This is a genomic window from Verrucomicrobiia bacterium (assembly GCA_019634635.1).
In the GTDB taxonomy this organism is placed as follows: Bacteria; Verrucomicrobiota; Verrucomicrobiia; order Limisphaerales; family UBA9464; genus UBA9464.
Map to the genome: position 1 here is coordinate 24,950 of JAHCBB010000038.1, position 16,971 is coordinate 41,920.

14 protein-coding genes are annotated in these 16,971 nt (G+C 67.0%); 6 read left to right on the plus strand and 8 right to left on the minus strand.

The window, feature by feature from the left end:
• Positions 1–5 precede the first annotated feature (5 nt).
• Positions 6–3,212, minus strand: a complete 3,207-nt coding sequence (locus KF791_18230; GenBank protein MBX3734519.1) for a PSD1 domain-containing protein — start codon at positions 3,210–3,212, stop codon at positions 6–8.
• Positions 3,213–3,319: 107 nt separating this feature from the next.
• Positions 3,320–5,197 (minus strand): MBL fold metallo-hydrolase, encoded by a 1,878-nt coding sequence (locus KF791_18235; GenBank protein ID MBX3734520.1) that lies wholly within the window; start codon positions 5,195–5,197, stop codon positions 3,320–3,322.
• 211 nt (positions 5,198–5,408) lie between these two features.
• Here KF791_18235 and KF791_18240 point away from each other — a divergent pair, with 211 nt between their 5' ends.
• The 4 genes from KF791_18240 (at position 5,409) to KF791_18255 (ending at position 7,974) form a co-directional block, all read left to right on the plus strand.
• On the plus strand, positions 5,409–6,413 hold the full coding sequence (locus tag KF791_18240) for an aspartate-semialdehyde dehydrogenase (protein MBX3734521.1): 1,005 nt from the start codon (positions 5,409–5,411) through the stop codon (positions 6,411–6,413).
• A 137-nt stretch (positions 6,414–6,550) separates the two neighbouring features.
• Complete coding sequence (nrdR, locus tag KF791_18245) at positions 6,551–7,075, plus strand: transcriptional regulator NrdR (protein ID MBX3734522.1); 525 nt, start codon at positions 6,551–6,553, stop codon at positions 7,073–7,075.
• Positions 7,072–7,623 carry a hypothetical protein gene (locus KF791_18250; protein MBX3734523.1) on the plus strand — a complete coding sequence of 184 codons (552 nt, stop codon included), beginning with the start codon at positions 7,072–7,074 and terminating at the stop codon, positions 7,621–7,623. The genes nrdR and KF791_18250 overlap by 4 nt, the downstream gene beginning before the upstream one ends.
• Positions 7,624–7,635: 12 nt before the next feature.
• Positions 7,636–7,974 carry a histidine triad nucleotide-binding protein gene (locus tag KF791_18255; GenBank protein ID MBX3734524.1) on the plus strand — a complete coding sequence of 113 codons (339 nt, stop codon included), beginning with the start codon at positions 7,636–7,638 and terminating at the stop codon, positions 7,972–7,974.
• A gap of 27 nt (positions 7,975–8,001) precedes the next feature.
• On the opposite strand, the gene KF791_18260 is transcribed toward KF791_18255, so the two are convergent.
• On the minus strand, positions 8,002–8,874 hold the full coding sequence (locus KF791_18260; GenBank protein ID MBX3734525.1) for a hypothetical protein: 873 nt from the start codon (positions 8,872–8,874) through the stop codon (positions 8,002–8,004).
• A 129-nt stretch (positions 8,875–9,003) separates the two neighbouring features.
• Here KF791_18260 and KF791_18265 point away from each other — a divergent pair, with 129 nt between their 5' ends.
• Complete coding sequence (locus KF791_18265; protein ID MBX3734526.1) at positions 9,004–9,486, plus strand: dihydrofolate reductase; 483 nt, start codon at positions 9,004–9,006, stop codon at positions 9,484–9,486.
• A 4-nt stretch (positions 9,487–9,490) separates the two neighbouring features.
• On the plus strand, positions 9,491–10,564 hold the full coding sequence (locus tag KF791_18270; GenBank protein MBX3734527.1) for a C39 family peptidase: 1,074 nt from the start codon (positions 9,491–9,493) through the stop codon (positions 10,562–10,564).
• Here the strand turns inward: KF791_18270 and KF791_18275 are convergent.
• From KF791_18275 to KF791_18295, 5 genes are all read right to left on the minus strand, one after another.
• Complete coding sequence (locus KF791_18275; protein ID MBX3734528.1) at positions 10,561–12,375, minus strand: tetratricopeptide repeat protein; 1,815 nt, start codon at positions 12,373–12,375, stop codon at positions 10,561–10,563. The two genes, KF791_18270 and KF791_18275, sit on opposite strands and share 4 nt — an antisense overlap.
• A 10-nt stretch (positions 12,376–12,385) precedes the next feature.
• Positions 12,386–13,411, minus strand: coding sequence for a class I mannose-6-phosphate isomerase (locus KF791_18280; protein ID MBX3734529.1), 1,026 nt, complete (start codon positions 13,409–13,411; stop codon positions 12,386–12,388).
• Positions 13,408–14,385, minus strand: coding sequence for an acetyl-CoA carboxylase carboxyltransferase subunit alpha (locus tag KF791_18285; protein ID MBX3734530.1), 978 nt, complete (start codon positions 14,383–14,385; stop codon positions 13,408–13,410). The genes KF791_18280 and KF791_18285 overlap by 4 nt, the downstream gene beginning before the upstream one ends.
• A gap of 225 nt (positions 14,386–14,610) precedes the next feature.
• Positions 14,611–16,164, minus strand: a complete 1,554-nt coding sequence (locus KF791_18290) for an acyl--CoA ligase (GenBank protein MBX3734531.1) — start codon at positions 16,162–16,164, stop codon at positions 14,611–14,613.
• A 203-nt stretch (positions 16,165–16,367) separates the two neighbouring features.
• The coding region (locus KF791_18295; GenBank protein ID MBX3734532.1) for a hypothetical protein at positions 16,368–16,971 on the minus strand (604 nt) is incomplete at its 5' end.

The following is a 16,971-nucleotide window of genomic DNA, read 5'->3' on the forward strand; positions in this document are numbered from 1 at the left end:
GGGGGCTATTCCTTGGTGATGGCTTCGTCGAGATTCAGGAGGACCCGGCTGACCGCGGTGTATGCCGCAAGCTGGGTGGGGGTCGAGCCGGGCGGCACTTCCGGCCGCTCCGGGCGTCCGGAGGCCAGTTCGTGGGCGCTCAACCAGCCGTCGGCGAGGCGCTGACGTTGCCGCTCCAGCAGTCCCTTGAGCTCGGCATGCTCGCCGTCCGTCGGTGGACGCGACAGCACGCGCCGGAAGGCGAACGTGATCCGCTCGTCATCCGTGGGCCCGGCGTCCCTGAGGGTCCGGGCGGCCAGCCCGCGCGCCGCCTCCAGAAACTGGGTCTCATTGAGCGAGGTCAACGCCTGCAACGGCGTGTTGGAGCGTGGACGCCGCACGCAGGAGAAATCGCCGTTGGGCGCGTCGAAATTCATCAGCACCGGATAGGGAATGCTGCGGAACTTGAACACGTAAAGGCTGCGGCGGTAACGGTCGGGCCCCGTCTCCTCGATCCACACCTTGGGTCCGTAGCTGGCCGGGGGCTGGAACAGGAACTCCGGGGCGGGCGGGTACACGCTGCGTCCGCCGATGGCCGGATGGAGCAGTCCGCTCGCGGACAGCGCGATGTCGCGCACGATTTCGCCCTCGACGCGGAAGCGCGGGCCGCGGGCCAGCAGGCGGTTGTACGCGTCCTTCTCCAGGTGCTCCGGGGTCACGTGGGAGGACTGCCGGTACGTCGCCGAATGGACGATGAGGCGGTGGAGATGTTTGAGCGACCATGATGCCGCCGGCGCGGTCTCGCCGGGGGCGCGCACCGCCGGTTCCATGAATTCGACGGCCAGCCAGTCGAGCAACTCCGGATGCGAGGGCTCCGGGGACTGCACGCCGAAATCTTCCGGGGTTTCGACCAGGCCGGTTCCGAAATAGGTCTGCCAGACCCGGTTGACTGCCACGCGCGCGGTCGTCGGCGCCCTGCGGTCGGTCAGCCAGCGGGCGAGGGTCAGTCGCGATTCATCGGCATCCTCGGGAAGCGGATTCAGGAATGCGGGCGTCCCGAACGTGACCTCGTTTCCGGGCTTCAACCAGTCGCCGCGCTTGAACACCTGGGTCGGCCGGCGTTCGTCCCCGGGGCCCCGGTTGGCCCGCGACGCGAGCACCAGAGTGGGCGTGCCTTCGGGCCACTGCCGCCACAGCGCCTCGATGCGGTCGTTGGTCTCCTGGAACTCCGGCACGGTCGTGCGCCAGTGGGAGAACACGGTGGCCACCTGGGCCGGACGGCGCTGGTCCCGGGGCATGGCCAGGATCTGGCGAACCGACGCCGGCACCGGGTCGGCCACGGCATTGGTCGCGGCGGTGACGCTGAGGCGGAAGCGTCCGAGGTTGTGGTTTTGATTGTCGTCGGAATTGTCACCGCCGTGCTTCTGATCGAGGCGGAACTCCAGCAGGACGCCCTGCGGAAACTCGACCGGCTTTTCGGGGACGAACACCGCCTGTCGCGCGACATTCCGGCGTCCGGGACCCGCATCAATGCCCCAGGCCGTGTCGTCCTTGCCGTCAATCGCATGGGCCACCGGTCCGTACGTGCGGTGGTCGCCGTCCTTACGGTTGCGGCTTTCGGACTGGAATTCGGGTTCCAGCGGTTTCTCGGCGTTCTCGAAGTCGGCGGTGGCCCGAATAAACTTCACCTGGAACCGGTTCGTGGGATTCGCGAGGTCCACGGCCTCCACCCGGAATTCGCTGAGCGCCGCCATGCCATGGATCGAACGTCCCGGTCCGCCACAGGGCAGGTTGGGGTCCGGCAGTTGCTCCAGGCGGAATGCCCCGATGGAGGTCAGGTGATTGGTGCCCCGGAAATGCGCTGTCCAGAACGTGGGCGCGTAGCTCGCGGCCCGGATTGAGCCGTCGTCGTGGTAGTAGAATCGCTCCCCGTTGTCCCCGGCGTTGCGGCATTCGACCACCTGCCACTCGGTCCGGTTCGAGCCCACCGCGTCCTCCCAGGCGGCCATCCGGGTTTCCCAGTTCGGCGTGGTGTGGCGCAATCCCTCCTCCAGATCCCGGATCTGACGGACGAGATCGCCCACGCGCATCTGCTGTTCCGGGGTGTAGTACACGCGGCTCGACTCGTGGTCGTTGTTCAGGAAGGCGAACAGCCGGTAGTATTCCTCCTGCGACACCGGATCGAACTTGTGGTTGTGACACTGGGCGCACTGGATGGTGATCCCGAGGACCGACTTGCCGATGGCATCCATGCGGTCAATCAGCCCGTCGGTGCGGAACTGCTCGGGGTCCACGCCGCCCTCCTCGTTGAGCATTGAATTGCGCAGAAATCCTGTGGCCACCACCTGCTCGTCGGTGGCGTCCGGCAGGAGGTCGCCCGCAAGTTGCTCGACGATGAACCGGTCGTAGGGGAGGTCCCGGTTCAGCGCATTGACCACCCAGTCGCGGTACGCCCAGACGAACCGTGGCTTGTCCTTTTCGAATCCGTCGGAATCGGCGTAGCGCGCCGCGTCCAGCCAGTGGCGGCCCCAGCGTTCTCCGTAGTGCGGGGAAGCCAGCAGGGCTTCCACCCGGCGTTCCCAGGCGTCGGACCCCGCATCGGCCACGAAAGCATCGGCCTCCTCGGGCGTCGGCGGCAGGCCGGTCAGGTCCAGGTGCAGCCGCCGCAACAGGGTGTATCGGTCGGCCTCCGGGGAGGGTTCCAGACCGGAATCCACCAGTCGTGCCCGGACGAATGCGTCCACCGGATTTCCAGCGACCGGGGGCTTCGGACGCTCCGGCGCCTTCCAAGCCCAATGGTCGCGTCGCGCCGCCGCCGTCGTGCTCGCAGGTGCAGTGGCGTCCGCCGCGGCATGCGTCGTGGACCACGGGGCACCCTGGTCCACCCAGGCACGGATCCGTCCGATCTGCTCCGGCGTCAGGCGTTCGCCTTTTTTGGGCATGGCCGCCAGTTCGCTGTGGGCATCCGCCAGCACGGCCACGATCAACGACCCGGCCGAGTTCCCCGGCACGAGCAGGGGACCGTGTTCGCCGCCCTTCAACGCCTCGGTGGGATCATCGAGACGCAGCCCCGATTCCTGCTTCTTCGAGCCGTGGCAGTTGAGGCATCGCTCGGCAAACAACGGCGCGATGTCCACTTGGAAATCCACCGGTTCGATTGCCGCTGGCGGGAGCTTCTCCCGGTCCACGGCGGCACACACGGGACCGCTGGCCGCCGCCAGGGCAGCCAGCATCCAGGGAAGAAACCCGCGGGAATCCATACGGAATCACTGGTGCCTCAATCCGGGCGGGATTCCAAGTCAAACTCCGACCTTCCGGGGGCGGTGTTGGCCTTCGGGGCTCAGGCATCTCCGGGAAAATCACCCACCCAGACGAGGAAATCGAAGAGTTCCCCGTGGCGGACCCCGTCGCGGGTGATGTCCATCGCGACCAGATGCAGGCCGGGCGCCGCGACGTCGGATGCTTCGACGCTCGCGGTGACGGCGGCAATGCCGGTGTCCGTCATCTCCCCCTCGATCACCGACGGCTCGACCCGCAGGCCGGGCGGGGTTCGGAAGACGATCCGGTGTTGCTGCGGCTGCTGCTGGTAGTTGCGGACCCTCACTTGAAATGATGCCGGGACCCCCGGACGAACCCGCATCCGATAGGGGTGTGCCCTCACCCAGTAGGGATCGAAGCGGTACCGGTAGTCCTCTCCGCCACTCAAGGCCCGGAAGGCGTCGCGCAGCGCCTCCATGCGCACCCGGAGCCTCTCCACGAGCGGCGCCGGATTGGAGATCACCCAGCCATGGCCGCCGAGGAGCAGGTCGGGAGCGATGCCGTGCAGGTACTGGGCGGCGTACAGGTAGCCTTCCTCCAGGGCGCCGCCGTTTCGGGCCACCACCGCCTCGTTGCCGCCCTGCATTGGATCGGTCGGACTGGCGAAAATGTTGTCGCCGGTGAAGGCCACACGCCTGCCGTCAATTTCGCCATGCAGGCAGGCATGGTAGGGCGTCTGCCCCGGCATCCAGTCGCAGACCAGAGTGTGGCCCTGCCATTCCACCACCTCCCCGTCGCGCAGCACCCGATCGAACCGCAGCGGGCCATGAGCCAGGCCATAACTCGGCAGCAGCGCGGCGAGGTCGTAGTCCCAGGGCCGCTCGAAGGTGTCCGCGACGCCCTCCATCGTCCAGAGGGCCGCACCGTGGGTCTGACGGATGTGTTCCGCCTCCAGCGCGTGGTCGCCGTGCATGTGGGTCACGAACACCGCGTCAATCGCCTTCAACCCGAGCCGCTCCTTCATCCGGCCCAGCGCGGTGTCGAGAAACGTCCGGTCGAAGAGTCCGCAGTCCACCATCAGGGCATGCCCGTTGTCCGCCAGCAGGAGGTGGAGATTCGGCCAGTAGTCGGGTCCCTGAAACTTGAAAAGGTGCGGCGACACCTGCCGGAGGTGCGGCACCGTGGTCGGACGGCTGACGGTGTCCTGGTCGCAGCCGGCGAACCGGAAGAGATCATAACCGCGCAGCACCAGACCGCCGAGACGGCGGAGCCGGGCGACATAGTCCAGCAGGGCGGCCCGCCCGTCCCGGATCACCGGGCCATGCGAGGGCAGGAGGGTCACCGGATCGTAGCCCGCGAGCAGCCCGGCGCTGTTTCCCAGCTCGTACAGGCCCTTGGCGAATCCGTAGTCCCACTCCGAGTCGTACCAGGTGTGCAGACGGCCGCCAGACATCATCACGTCGCCGCTGAACGCGAGCCACCGGTCCGGGAGCCGCAACAGGTAGGTCATGTGTCCCGGGCTGTTGCCTCCGGTGTGCACGCAGACCCATTCACGTCCGCGCCACGGAAAGTCATCCATGCGGGCGAAGGTCTGTCGGATCGGCACGGGCAGGATCGGCGGGCGGATATAGCTGGCCCCGTACACGGAATGGGCGTCGCCCAGCGAGGGGCGCATCTTGCGGAAGTCAGACGGCTTTTCGAAAAAGGCCCGTTCTGCGGCGGCACAGGCGGCCGGGATCCCGAGAGCTTCCAAACGGTGCGCCCCCTGGCACTGCTCGCGGTGATGATGCGTGAACAACACCCACTCCACCCTTCGCACGCCCAGCTCGCCGAGGGCATCCAGGACGGTGCCGTCCCCAAGGTCCACCAGCAGCGCGGCGTCCCCGTCGCGGACCACGTAAACGTTGCAGGTGTCGGTCCACCGGAAGACGTCCGGTGCCACCTCGGTGAAGGCGCTCATGGCGTCAGGCTAGCGCGATGTGTGCGGCTGGGGAGGCTGAAGATCTGCGAGGGACGCTCCTCGTTGAGTCCGGCGGATCCTGAATCCGGCCGGCCCGCGCCGGCCGGTGCCGGCCATGGCGACCGGGCCGGGCATCTGGTCCGTGGTCCCGGATTCCCGGGGCAATTCGTCTCGACACGGGGCGGCTCGTGCCTAGGCTCCGCGCTCCTTTATGCATCGGAATCCGCATGTGGCCGTCGTTGGGGCCACGGGTGCTGTGGGGGTGGAGATGATCCAGACCCTGGAGCGCCGCAACTTCCCGGTCGGGAAGCTCACCCTGCTCGCGTCCGCCCGCTCCGTCGGACGCACGCTCCGTTTCCGCGACGCGGAGATTCCGGTGACCGAGTTGACCGCCAATTCGTTTTCCGGCGTGGATCTGGCCCTGTTCAGCGCTGGCGGGGCGATTTCCCGCGACCTGGCGCCGGGGGCCGTGGCGGCCGGATGCGTGGTGGTGGACAACTCGAGCGCCTTCCGCCAGGACCCGGCGGTGCCCCTGGTCGTGCCGGAGATCAATGCCGGCGACCTGCGGAATCACCACGGCATCATCGCCAATCCCAACTGCACGACCGCGATCACGCTCATGGCGCTGTATCCCCTGCACCAGGCCTTTGGTGTCACCCGCCTGGTGGCCGCAAGTTACCAGGCGGTTTCCGGTACCGGAGCCCGGGCCATTGAGGAGCTGCAACGGCAGGTCCGCCAGATTGCCGCCGGGGAGACGGTCACCCGGGAGGTGTACCCGCATCAGATTGCGTTCAATGTCCTGCCGCAGGTGGACTCGTTCCTTCCCGACGGCTACACGCGCGAGGAAATGAAGCTTCAGAACGAAGGCCGGAAAATCATGCATCATCCGGGTTTCCGGGCGTCCGTCACGTGCGTCCGGGTTCCGGTCTATCGCGCCCATTCGGTGGCGGTCAGCGCTGAATTCGAGCGTCCGGTGACTGCGGAGGCTGCCCGTGCGGTGCTGCGCGCGGCGCCCGGGCTGGTCGTTGTGGATGAACCGGAACGGCAGCGGTATCCGATGCCGCTGGAGGTATCGGGGCAGTTTGACTGCGCTGTGGGCCGCATTCGCAAGGACCTGGCCTTCGATAATGGGCTGGCGTTCTGGGTGGCCGGAGACCAGTTGCTCAAGGGGGCCGCTCTGAACGCCGTGCAAATCGCGGAGGAATTGATCCGCTAGTGCGGGCACCGGCAGTTCATTTGCCTCCGGCGTGTCGCCGGGAAGGCACGGTTTCTCGCGCAATCCGATTGACCTCTCAACAGCTTGTGGGCTAGTCACGGGGTATCCGCAGCCGGTGGTGTTGCGGTGCGACCGGTATGCGATGTCCCAGATGCGGCGGCCAGGATGACAAGGTGATTGATTCCCGCGGTTCCCGGGAGGGCGCGGTGATCCGTCGCCGTCGTGAGTGCCTGTCCTGCGAGTACCGGTACACCACTTACGAGGCCATCGAGGAACAGGAGTTGGTGGTCGTGAAGCGGGATGGGCGGCGCGAGTCGTTTTCCAAGGAGAAGCTGCTGGCCGGCATGACGCGGGCCTGCCAGAAGCGTCCCGTGTCGGGGGAGGTGCTGGCGGATGCCGCCGAGCGGATCGCCGGGGAGATCCTTGGGGGCTTTGATCGCGAGGTCCCGGCCGGCGAGATCGGCGAGCGGGTGATGCGCGCCCTGCGGGGCGTGGATGCCGTCGCCTACGTGCGGTTCGCGAGCATTTACCGGGAGTTCCAGGAGATTGGGGAATTTGTGGACGAGGTCCATCGCATCGTCGCCCAACCGCTGCCCGACCGGCGTCAAATGGCCCTGATTCCCGACGTCGAGGAGGTGCTGGCCCGCCCACAAGATTCATGATCGCCCTGCACGAAGACTGTCTGGTGCTCGAGAATGCCTCGGGCGTTCACGTGCCGTGCTCCGTGGAGCACCTCACCCTGGAGTTCGTGGGGAACGCCGCCGCGTCCCTGGATCCCGAGGTCCTCCGCCAGGCGGCCGCCGGGGTGCTGCACTACTTCAAGCACGACCAGGGAAGGCAGTTTGTCACCGTGGCGGAGTTTGCCGCGGCACTGGCCCGCGTGCTGGACGGGTTTGGCATCCAGTCCCAGGTGATGGACGTGCTGGACGCGCGGGTGCACACCGCCGACCTCCGGGCCCTGGCGGCGGGGGCCGGCAAACTCGGGGAACTGGAGTTTTTCCAGCAATTGCGCCGTCTGCTGGAGGAGCAGATGGCGGGACGACCGCGCCGCCTGGAGTTCCGCGGGCTGCGGGGGTGCGTCAAGCAGTTGACCGGACGCAAGCATTGGTGTCCGGCCTGTGACGAGCTTGAGGGCTGGATTGTGGAAACCCTGCGCGGCTGGTTTGAGCGGGATCCTGGAGCGCGCGAAACGGCGCTGGTGGTCCGCTGAACCCGGTTCCCGATGACGCTCTTCGAACGGATCATCGCCCGCCAGATTCCTGCGGACATTGTGTATGAGGATGCCCGGGTGATCGCGTTCCGGGACATCCACCCCCAGGCTCCGGTGCACGTGCTGGTCATTCCGAAGCAGCCCATCGCACGGGTTGGCGAGGCGTCGGTGGAGGACGAGGCATTGCTGGGACACCTGCTGCTCTCGGCGGCCGGGGTGGCCAGGACCCTGGGTCTCTCGGAAAGCGGATTCCGGCTGGTGATCAACAACGGACCGCACGGCGGCGAGTCGGTGCCGCACCTCCACTGCCATCTTCTGGGCGGACGTCCCCTGGGCTGGCCCCCGGGTTGAGGGTTGCGGGCGGTGGCGGGCTGCGGCTCAGCCGGAAATCAGGATCAACAGGGCGCCCGCACTGAGGATCGCACAGGCGGCCAGCCGGCGGCGTATCTGCGGCTCGTGAAACAGCCAATGCCCCAGCATCACCTGCGCCACCATCCCCAACTGGAACCAGGCGAAGGAATAGGCGAGCAGCGTTCGCTGGAAAATCTCGAGCGTGCACCACTGCATCACCAGGAAGACCCCGGCGTGGACCGCAACCTGCGGTCCGGAACCGGCCGGGCCCGGGGACCAGGGACCCCGGGTCGCGCGACGTTGCAGGAGGCGCACGATTGCGAGTGCCGCGCTGCCAGCCAGCACCCAGATGCCCAGCGTCCACGCCGCCGAGCCGCATTCGAGGGCGCGCTTCAGGGACGAGGCGCCGAGGATTGAAAGCGTGATGCCTCCCAGCCTCCAGGCGCCGCCTGCCAGGCTTTTGTGGAGTTCATGGCGTCCGGCGGCCGCCCCCGGATCGAGCAGCAGCAGGGCGCCCAGCGTCAGGATGGCCATGCCGCCGAGGCCGGTCGCGGAGGGGACCTCGCCCAGGAACAGCCATCCAATGAGACCGGCAATCGCCGGCCGGAAGGCGTTGAGGGGGCCGTGGACGGACAGATCGCTTTGTCGAAGCGACACCGCCATCGCGAGATTGCCGGCCACATCGAGCGCAGCGGCCGTCAGCGCGTGATGCCAGAAGGCGGGATCCGCCGGCATCGGGATGGCGAGAAGGAGTCCGGCTGCGGGTATCGCGATGACGCCGTAGGTGACCATCCAGAGGTGGCCGATGCCGACACCGGCTCCGAGCAGACGCTTCTGAAGCACGCTGGCCCCCACGCTGCCGGCGAGCCGTCCGGTGAGCCAGAAAAGGGTCCAGATCATGCGGGGCGGGTTCCCTGGGGAGTCCATCGCACGGGACCCCGCCGGGCGAGCCTGCACTGGGGGGAAGGCGTTCGTCAGGAATTCAGGAATTGGTTTGTCGGTGTTCCGGGAATTTGCGGGCATCAGGCGGTGCGAATGTTCAAGGCCATCGCCGCCATGTCGGCGAATCGCGTCATCGGGGATCACGGGAGAATTCCGTGGCATTTGCCCGGGGACTTCCGCTGGTTTCGAAAGGCGACTCTCGGACACTGGCTTGTCCTGGGACGTCGGACGTTTGAGTCCATTGGGCGTCCGTTGCCCGGACGCGAGACCATTGTCCTGAGCCGCTCCGGCTTTTCCGCACCGGGCGTCCGGGCGGTTGCCGATCTGCCGGCACTGGACGCCCTGGTGGCCTCGGATTCGCGCGAGGTGTTTGTGGCGGGTGGTGCCGAGATCTACGCGATGCTTCTTCCGCGGTGCTCCGAGCTCTTCCTCACCCGGGTGAACCGCACCGTCTTTGGTGATGCCTTCTTTCCCCCGTTTGAGGACCAGTTCTCACAGGTTGGCATCGTCATGGAAACGGAGGAGTTTTCCGTGGAGCATCATGTCCGCCGGGATGCGGCGGGGAGGTGATCTCATGGGGCGTCGCTGTTCCAGTTCCTGGTGGGTCGCGCTGGCCGCCTTGCTTCCAGTCCTGCGACTGGCGGGGGACGCGCGCCTGGTCACCCTGACCGATTTCTCGACCTTCCACGCGAGCGGATCACCAGGAGAACCCCTGGTCCTGATTTCTCCTCCCGTCCTCCCGGGATTTTCGTGGCGCGAACTGGTCGTGTCCTGGAATGCGGCGTCAAACGTGATCCTCGCGGTCGCCGCTCGCCCGCTCGAACCCGCCGGTGCCCCTTTCCTTTCCCTCGGTCAGTGGGCGGCGGTCCAGGGTCCGGACACCCCCCGCACCAGCGTGAACGGCCAGCATGCGGCGTGGGGAGAGGTGCAGACCGACGTGGTGGTGCTTCGCGGCACCTCCACCGGCGCGGAAGTTCGGCTCGAGGTCCGCGGACCCCTGTCCGGACTGCGACGGCTGAGCCTGGCCTTCAGCAGCGGGGATCCGCCGCAGATCCCGGGCGACCGTGAGGCGGTCCGGACGCCCGCGTGGGGCCGTTCGCTGTCTGTGCCGGTCCGATCGCAGGCGGAGCATCCCGAGGGCGTGACCCGTTGGTGCAGTCCCACCAGCACTGCCATGCTGATGGCCTACTGGGGCGAGCAATTGGGGCGACCGGACTGGATCGTACCGGTGCCGGTGATCGCGCAGGCGGTGGACGATCCCGGTTGGGGGGGGACGGGCAACTGGCCGTTCAACATGGCGTTTGCCGGGTGCCAGCCGGGCTTGAATTCGGCGGTGGCCCGGTGGGAAAGCCTGTCGGACCTGGAATCATGGATTGCGGCAGGCCTCCCGGCCGCTGCTTCAGTCAGTTATGCGATGCTCAAGGGGCGCCCAGCCGCGGAGTCTGGCGATGGGCACCTCGTGGTGGTTCGGGGCTTTACCCGCGACGGTGCGGTCGAGGTGAACGATCCTGGAGTCCGTCGCGAGCGGGTGATGAGACGGGTGCCCCGGGCCGACTTTGAGCGGGCCTGGCGGCACTCGGGACGGACTGTCTACCTGATCTGGCCGGACGGCCATCCGCTCCCGGCAGGACCGGGATTTCCCAATTAACCTGGCGCCACGAGGGTTTGGTAAGCCTCCTCGAGCCAGCGGACCTGTGGCGGCATGAGGTGACGCAGGTCAATCCGTCGGTAGGCCATCATCGCTCCCTCACGGTTTCCCCGTCGCAGGTTCACCTCGAAGCGCCCGAATTCCAGGACCGTGCGGTTGGAGGGTGACAGCTCGCTCTTGGCCACCCGGTTCAGGATCCGCTCCGCATCGTCGAGACGACCATTCTGGATGAGCGCGAGGGCGTGGTTGAGATTGGCGCCGGGGTCGTTCGGGGACGCGGTCAGGCGGCGGAGGGTCAGCTCGATCGCCAGTGGGGCGTTCGTCCGCTGAATCAGCAGGCACGCGGCGTAGTTGTTGATGAACACCGGATTGTTGGTCGCCAGCGAATACCCCCGTTCGGCGGCGCTGTGCATCAGGTCGAACTGGCGGGCATCATGGGCTGCGACGACCACCTGCAGCCAATAGGCCGCACGGTCTGAAAAATCAGACTCCAGGCGTTTCAGAAGTCGCGCCGCGTGGTCTGGGAATCCCGAATGCTGCAGGCCGGTCGCCATTCGAAACGCCGTCAGCGGGTCCGCCGGTGGATGCTCCACCGCCTGGTCCATGGCCGTCCGGGCGGTGTCCTCACGCCCCAGCTTGAGTTCGGCAAGGCCTTCCCAGAACCAGGTGAGACCGGCCTGGGCAATGGGAACCCGGTTGGACGTGCGGACCCGGACTGCGAGGGAACGGAGTTCGAACCACAGTTCCTGATGGACGTATAAATCTCCAAGGCGCTGCCAGACCTCCTGGCTGAAATTGAATACGGGCAGCTGGTTCTCGAGGAATTCGATGGCGGTGTCGCGGAGTCCCAGGGCTTGCAGGGCGTCGGCAAGGGCTCCGGCGTCGGACGGAGTTTCCGGGGGCGTGGCGTAGGCTCCCGCAAGCTCGACGGCACGGTCGCGGCGACCGGTCCGCGTCAGCAGTCTCCAGTAGCCCAGGTGGTCTGCGAGGCGGTCCTGTTGGGAATCCACCAATCCATCCAAAGCGGACTCATAGGCACGAAGGTCCGATCGGGAGGCGGCGACGGCGAGATTCAACTGACGGGCAAGGGTCGCGGTCGCTGGATTGGTCATCGCCGACTCGAGGGCCGCCAATGCGGGCACCAAGCCGGCGGGCGGTCCCCAGCCGGCCTGCCATGCGGTCAGGTACAGTCCGAGGTCCCGGTCGCCGGCGATGCTGTTGCTGTACTTCGGCCACAAGGATCCGAACCGGTCCATGGCCTGCAGGTGAAACAGCGATTTCAAATAGGCTCTTGCCTGGTCCGGACTCAACTGCGTCTCCGAGGACTGCAGCAGTCCCATGACGTAGTTGTCCTGTCCCAGACGGGACAGCACCTGCGCTGCGAGATTCAGGTCGGATTCATTGGTGCCGGCGAGCCGCAACAGGAAGAAGGCGTTGCCGAGCCCGAGGTTGAGGTAGCGCGGTGGTGGTTGCCTGGGGCCGAGCAGCGTCTTGAGAAGTCCGCGGCGCAGCTCGGGGTCTCCAGGATCATTGGCAATCGCCCCCTGCCAGGCCAGCACCGCCTCCGGAAGCCTTCCGGCCTCCGACTCCCGGCGCGCCGTCCGCGCCAGGGACAGCGCCTGGACCTTGTCGAGTGCGGACATCCGGACGTCCGGACGGAACCCTTTCGGCGTGGACCGGAAGAGCTTCAGCAGCATCAGGACGCCCAAGGCCATCAAGACACCCATCACCACGAAGACCGTCTTGGATCCGGTTGGAAGCCGGGTGACGTCCACGTAACGGGATTTCGAGCGTTTGGGGCGGGAATCCATGGGGTTCTTTTCAGGGCAATGCCGAAGCGGCGGCCCGGGATCCATTGGGGCGGGATTCGGATGGCGTGACGTGCAGCAACGTCGTGCCGGGAGCTGCCTCCAAGGCCAGGGCGGGAAGCGCGGCGGCGATCAACACCGAATCCCCAGGACCGAGCTCCGGCGCGTCCAGCGGGTGGAGGCATCGGAGGCGTCCGCCGGCCACGAGGATCACGGCGCATTCTCCGGGTTGGCGGCCATCTGTCGTCTTCGTCGCCCCGTCGAACCGCCACTCGTCAATGCGAAACACGTCGTGGCGCGCCAGGGCTCGTCGTGAGGCACCGTTGCGGGAAACCCAAGGGGCCTGGACCAGACCCGGGGCGACGTCCGAGAAGTCCACGGACTCCAGGGACGGGCCGATGTGCAATTCGCGGGGGCGACCATCCAGCCCGGGCCGGTTCCAGTCGAACACCCGGTAGGTCGTGTCGGAATTCTGCTGGATCTCGAACACCACATTGCCGGCTCCGAGGGCGTGGACGCGTCCGCTCGGGACGAACATGGCGTCACCGGCGCGCGGGGACTCCACGTGAAAACATCCGGCCACCGAACCGTCGCGGATCCGTTGTTCGAACTCCTGCCGGCTGACCCCCGGATTCAGTCCGGCGTAGATCCTGGCGCCGGGCCGGGTGGCGGCGAAATACCACAGCTCCGTCTTGGGTTCGCCGCGCAGTTCGCCGGCGCGGTGGGGCGGGGGATGCACCTGCAGGGAAAGATCGTCCCGCGCATCCAGGATCTTGATGAGCCACGGAAACCGCTCCCCGGAGTCCACCGGCCGGCCCAGAACGGCTTCCCCGTGCTGGTCCATCAGCCAGCGCAGATCGCGTCCGGCCCATGGTCCGTTGGCGATCACGGAGACGCCCTCCGCTCGGTCGGAGAGTTCCCACGATTCGCCGATGGGCACGTCTTCCGGCAGCGAACGCCCGAAGAGTTCGGCGATCCGGCGTCCACCCCAGACGCGCTCCTTGAACAGGGGGCGGAAGGTGAGCGGATAGACGTTCACGCGGCTTTCGAGGCCGGCTCCGAGACGTGGCCGAACGCCCGGAATTTTCGATAGCGGGCCTGGAGACGTTCGGCCACCGGCATGGCGGTCAGCGCCGCGAGATGGCGCAGCAGGGATTCCTTGAGCTGGGCGGCCGCTGCCGCAGGGTCGTTGTGTGCGCCGCCCAACGGCTCGGGCACGACGTCGTCCACAAGGCCCAGTTGGCGCAGGTCGGACGCGGTGATCCGGAGGGCGGCGGCGGCTTCGGGTGACGCGGCCCGGTTCTTCCAGAGGATCGCGGCGCAGCCCTCGGGGCTGATCACGGAATAGTAGGCGTTCTCGAGGAGGATGACACGGTCGCCCACGCCGATGCCCAAGGCCCCCCCGGATCCGCCCTCGCCGATGACCACGGCGATGATGGGCACTTCCAGAAGCATCATCTCCCGGAGGTTCACCGCGATGGCCTCTCCGATGTGGCGCTCCTCCGAGCCGATCCCGGGATAGGCGCCCGCGGTGTCAATGAGCGTGATGATGGGCAGGCCGAACTTGTCGGCGAGGCGCATCAGCCGGAGTGCCTTGCGGTACCCTTCGGGATGGGCCGAACCAAAGTTGCGCAGGATGTTTTCCTTGGTGTCCCGGCCCTTCTGGGTGCCGATCACCACGACGCGGTGCTCGCCGAGCCTGGCGAAGCCTCCGACAAAGGCCCGGTCGTCGCCGAACATCCGGTCCCCGTGCAGCTCCTCGAACCCGGAAAATGTCATCCGCAGGTAATCCTGTGTGTAGGGCCGTTTGGGATGACGTGCGAGCTGCACCCGCTGCCACGGGGTGAGGTTGGAGAAGATCTGGCGGCGGGCCTCTTCGATCTTTCGCTCCAGGAGCAGGATCTCCTCCTCCCATTGGATCCCCATGGAATGCGATTCCGGATGCTGCTTCAGCTCCTCCAGTTTCCGCTGGAGCTCCGCGATGGGCTTTTCGAAATCGAGGTGGTGCTTCATCCCGGATTGTCGAGGGCTCGGTTCACGAAACGACGCTACGGAAGCCCCTGCCGGCAGGCAACGGACAAGTGGGGAACGCCGCGCCCTGGTGCGCATCCGTACGCCCCCGGCGCAGGCCCCCGGAAACTCCCGGGCAGGCGTCCGGATGGGGTTCCCGGCCCGCGCAGGTGCCGTCCCATGGGAACCGGTCTGCCCGCGCGCTGCAGATCGCCTGCCTCGGGGGCCTCAGGCCGGGGTGAGAGTGGCCCCGGCAAGGGTTTTGAGGGCGACGCGGTCCACCTTGCCGGTGGCGTTGAGCGGCATTTCGTCGAGGAAGACGATCTCGCTGGGGGACTTGTAGCCGACGCGGGCGCGGGAGTATTGCATCAACTCGGTGGCGGTGGGTCGCGGAGCGTCCGGCTTCAAGGTGACGTACGCGCGGACGTTTTCACCGTGCACGAGATCGTGGATGCCGATGACGCCGGCAGACTCAATCGCCGGATGTTCCAGGAGCGAATCCTCAACTTCCTGCGGGGAGATGTTCGATCCGTCGTGGATGATGATCTGCTTCTTGCGGCCCCGGAACCAGAGGTAGCCGTCGGCATCGGCGGCGACCATGTCACCGGTGTCGAGCCAGCCGTCAACGATTGTTGCCGCGGTGGCGTCCGGACGATTCCAGTAGCCGATGGTGTTTGCGCGGGAACGGATCCAAAGTTTCCCGGCTGCGCCCGCGGGGACTTCGTTTCCGGCGTCGTCGCGGATCGAGGCGTCGTAGCCGGCGCAGAGCCGGCCAATCGAGCCGATCTTGTTGGTGCCGCCGGGCGGATTGGTGGCCGCGGTGCCGGTCTCGGTCATGCCGTAGACCTCGGCGATCGGAAACCCGGCAAGGTCGGTGAATTCGCGCTCCAGTTCGCCGGACACCTTGTCGCCGCCGGCGACGCACATGCGGATGGATCGGAAATCGTCGCGTGCCGCGTGGTGATCGCGCACCAGTCCGAAGAGCGGGGCGGGAAGCATGCAGAGCAGCGTGGGCCGGGTGCTGCGGAGCAGCGACAGGAGTTCGGGGCCGTCGAAGGTGCGCGCAAGGTCCACGCGGACACCGGATCCGAAGCTGGCGAAGGTGAAGGAGGTGGCGGCGATGTGGGAGGCGCTGGTGGCGGGAAAGAAGATGTCGCCGGCAGTGAGTGCCAGACCGGCGGCGGAAGCGGCGGCCATCCACCCGAAGGTTTCGTGGGTGTGCGTGACGCCCTTTGGCCTTCCGGTGCTGCCGGAGGTGAAGAAGATGAAGACGGGATCGGAGGCGGCGGGCCTGGGAAAGGTGACGGCGGGCGGTTCGGTGTGGAGCAGCGTTTCGAGGGTTCGGTCGCGGTCGTCCGCGGCCTCGAGCCAGACCCGTCCGAGGGGCAACCGGCCGGCAAGCGTGCTTTGGGTGAGGTCGGCCTCACGCTCCGCGTGAGCCACGAGGAGCGCTGCGCTGCTGACCTCCAGGGCGTGGTCCATCTCGGGCGCCTGGTAACGATAGTTCAGCGGTACGGCGACCAGGGCTGCGCGAAAGCAGGCAAGGTAGTGGACGACGAGCGCGCCGCGGTTGGGGAGCAGCGAGGCGATGCGGTCGCCGGGCTGGAGTCCGAGGGCGAGGTAGTGGGCGGCGAGGCGGTGGGCGGCGGCGTCGAGCTCGCGCCAGGTCCAGCGGCTTTCATTGGTCACCAGTGCCAGGTCGTCCGGCTTCCCGGCAAGGCCGGCGGCGAGGATGTCGGTGAGGACGAACGGCCTCTCGAGCGGGGGACCGGAAAGCGGCATGGCGGAAGGTGTTGGGTGTCAGGAGCCGGATTCTTGAGTGACAATAATCACCTGCCTGCGTCGCGGCCGTCCGGGAGATCCTAGGCGGCCGGGTCCCCGGGCATAGTCCAAAGTGATCGTTCGGCCGGCCGGCGAGCCGAAGGGACCCACACCAGTTCCTATTTCGTTTCTGGTTCCCCTATTGGATCGCTTGGGGTTGCGGGTCAACGAAGGCGGACACGGAAGAATTGGGCCCGGGCTTCGTGGGACAATGGAACGGAAATGTTCTGAGTGGCTGTCGAAGCGGTAATGGTCTGCGAGGCCGTCCAGCGGATGAAGTCGGTGGTTGACTCGAGATCAACCTGCTGACCGCTGGCCAGGTTCGTCAGTTCCAGCTGGATTTCGTTTTCCACGCGCGTGGCACGAAGCACGGGAGGATCCGGCGGTCTGGGCGTGGAACCCAGCGGCGACCAGGAAGGAAAGGCGGCGGGCGCCGCGGCCAGCAATCGGATGGAGGCGTCACTGGTTCGAACGATGTGAATTTCCGAACGGGTCTCGTCGCCCATCTGCAGTTCGAGGCCATTCACGATGAGGCGTGGCGCGATGTCGAACACGAGCTCGGTGTCGTCTGGAGACCAGGAGACTTTGGTGATCCAGAGGTTGTTGCCGAAGGCCACCAACTCGCGATCGCCGGTGCCGTCATCGTTGATGATGCGGATGGCGCACCTGACCAGGCGAAAAATGCCGGGCAAACCCACCCGGGTATCGCTTGCAAGTGTGTTCCGGACGTAGGCGACCTTGCTGCCATCACGGGAAATGGCCGGAGCG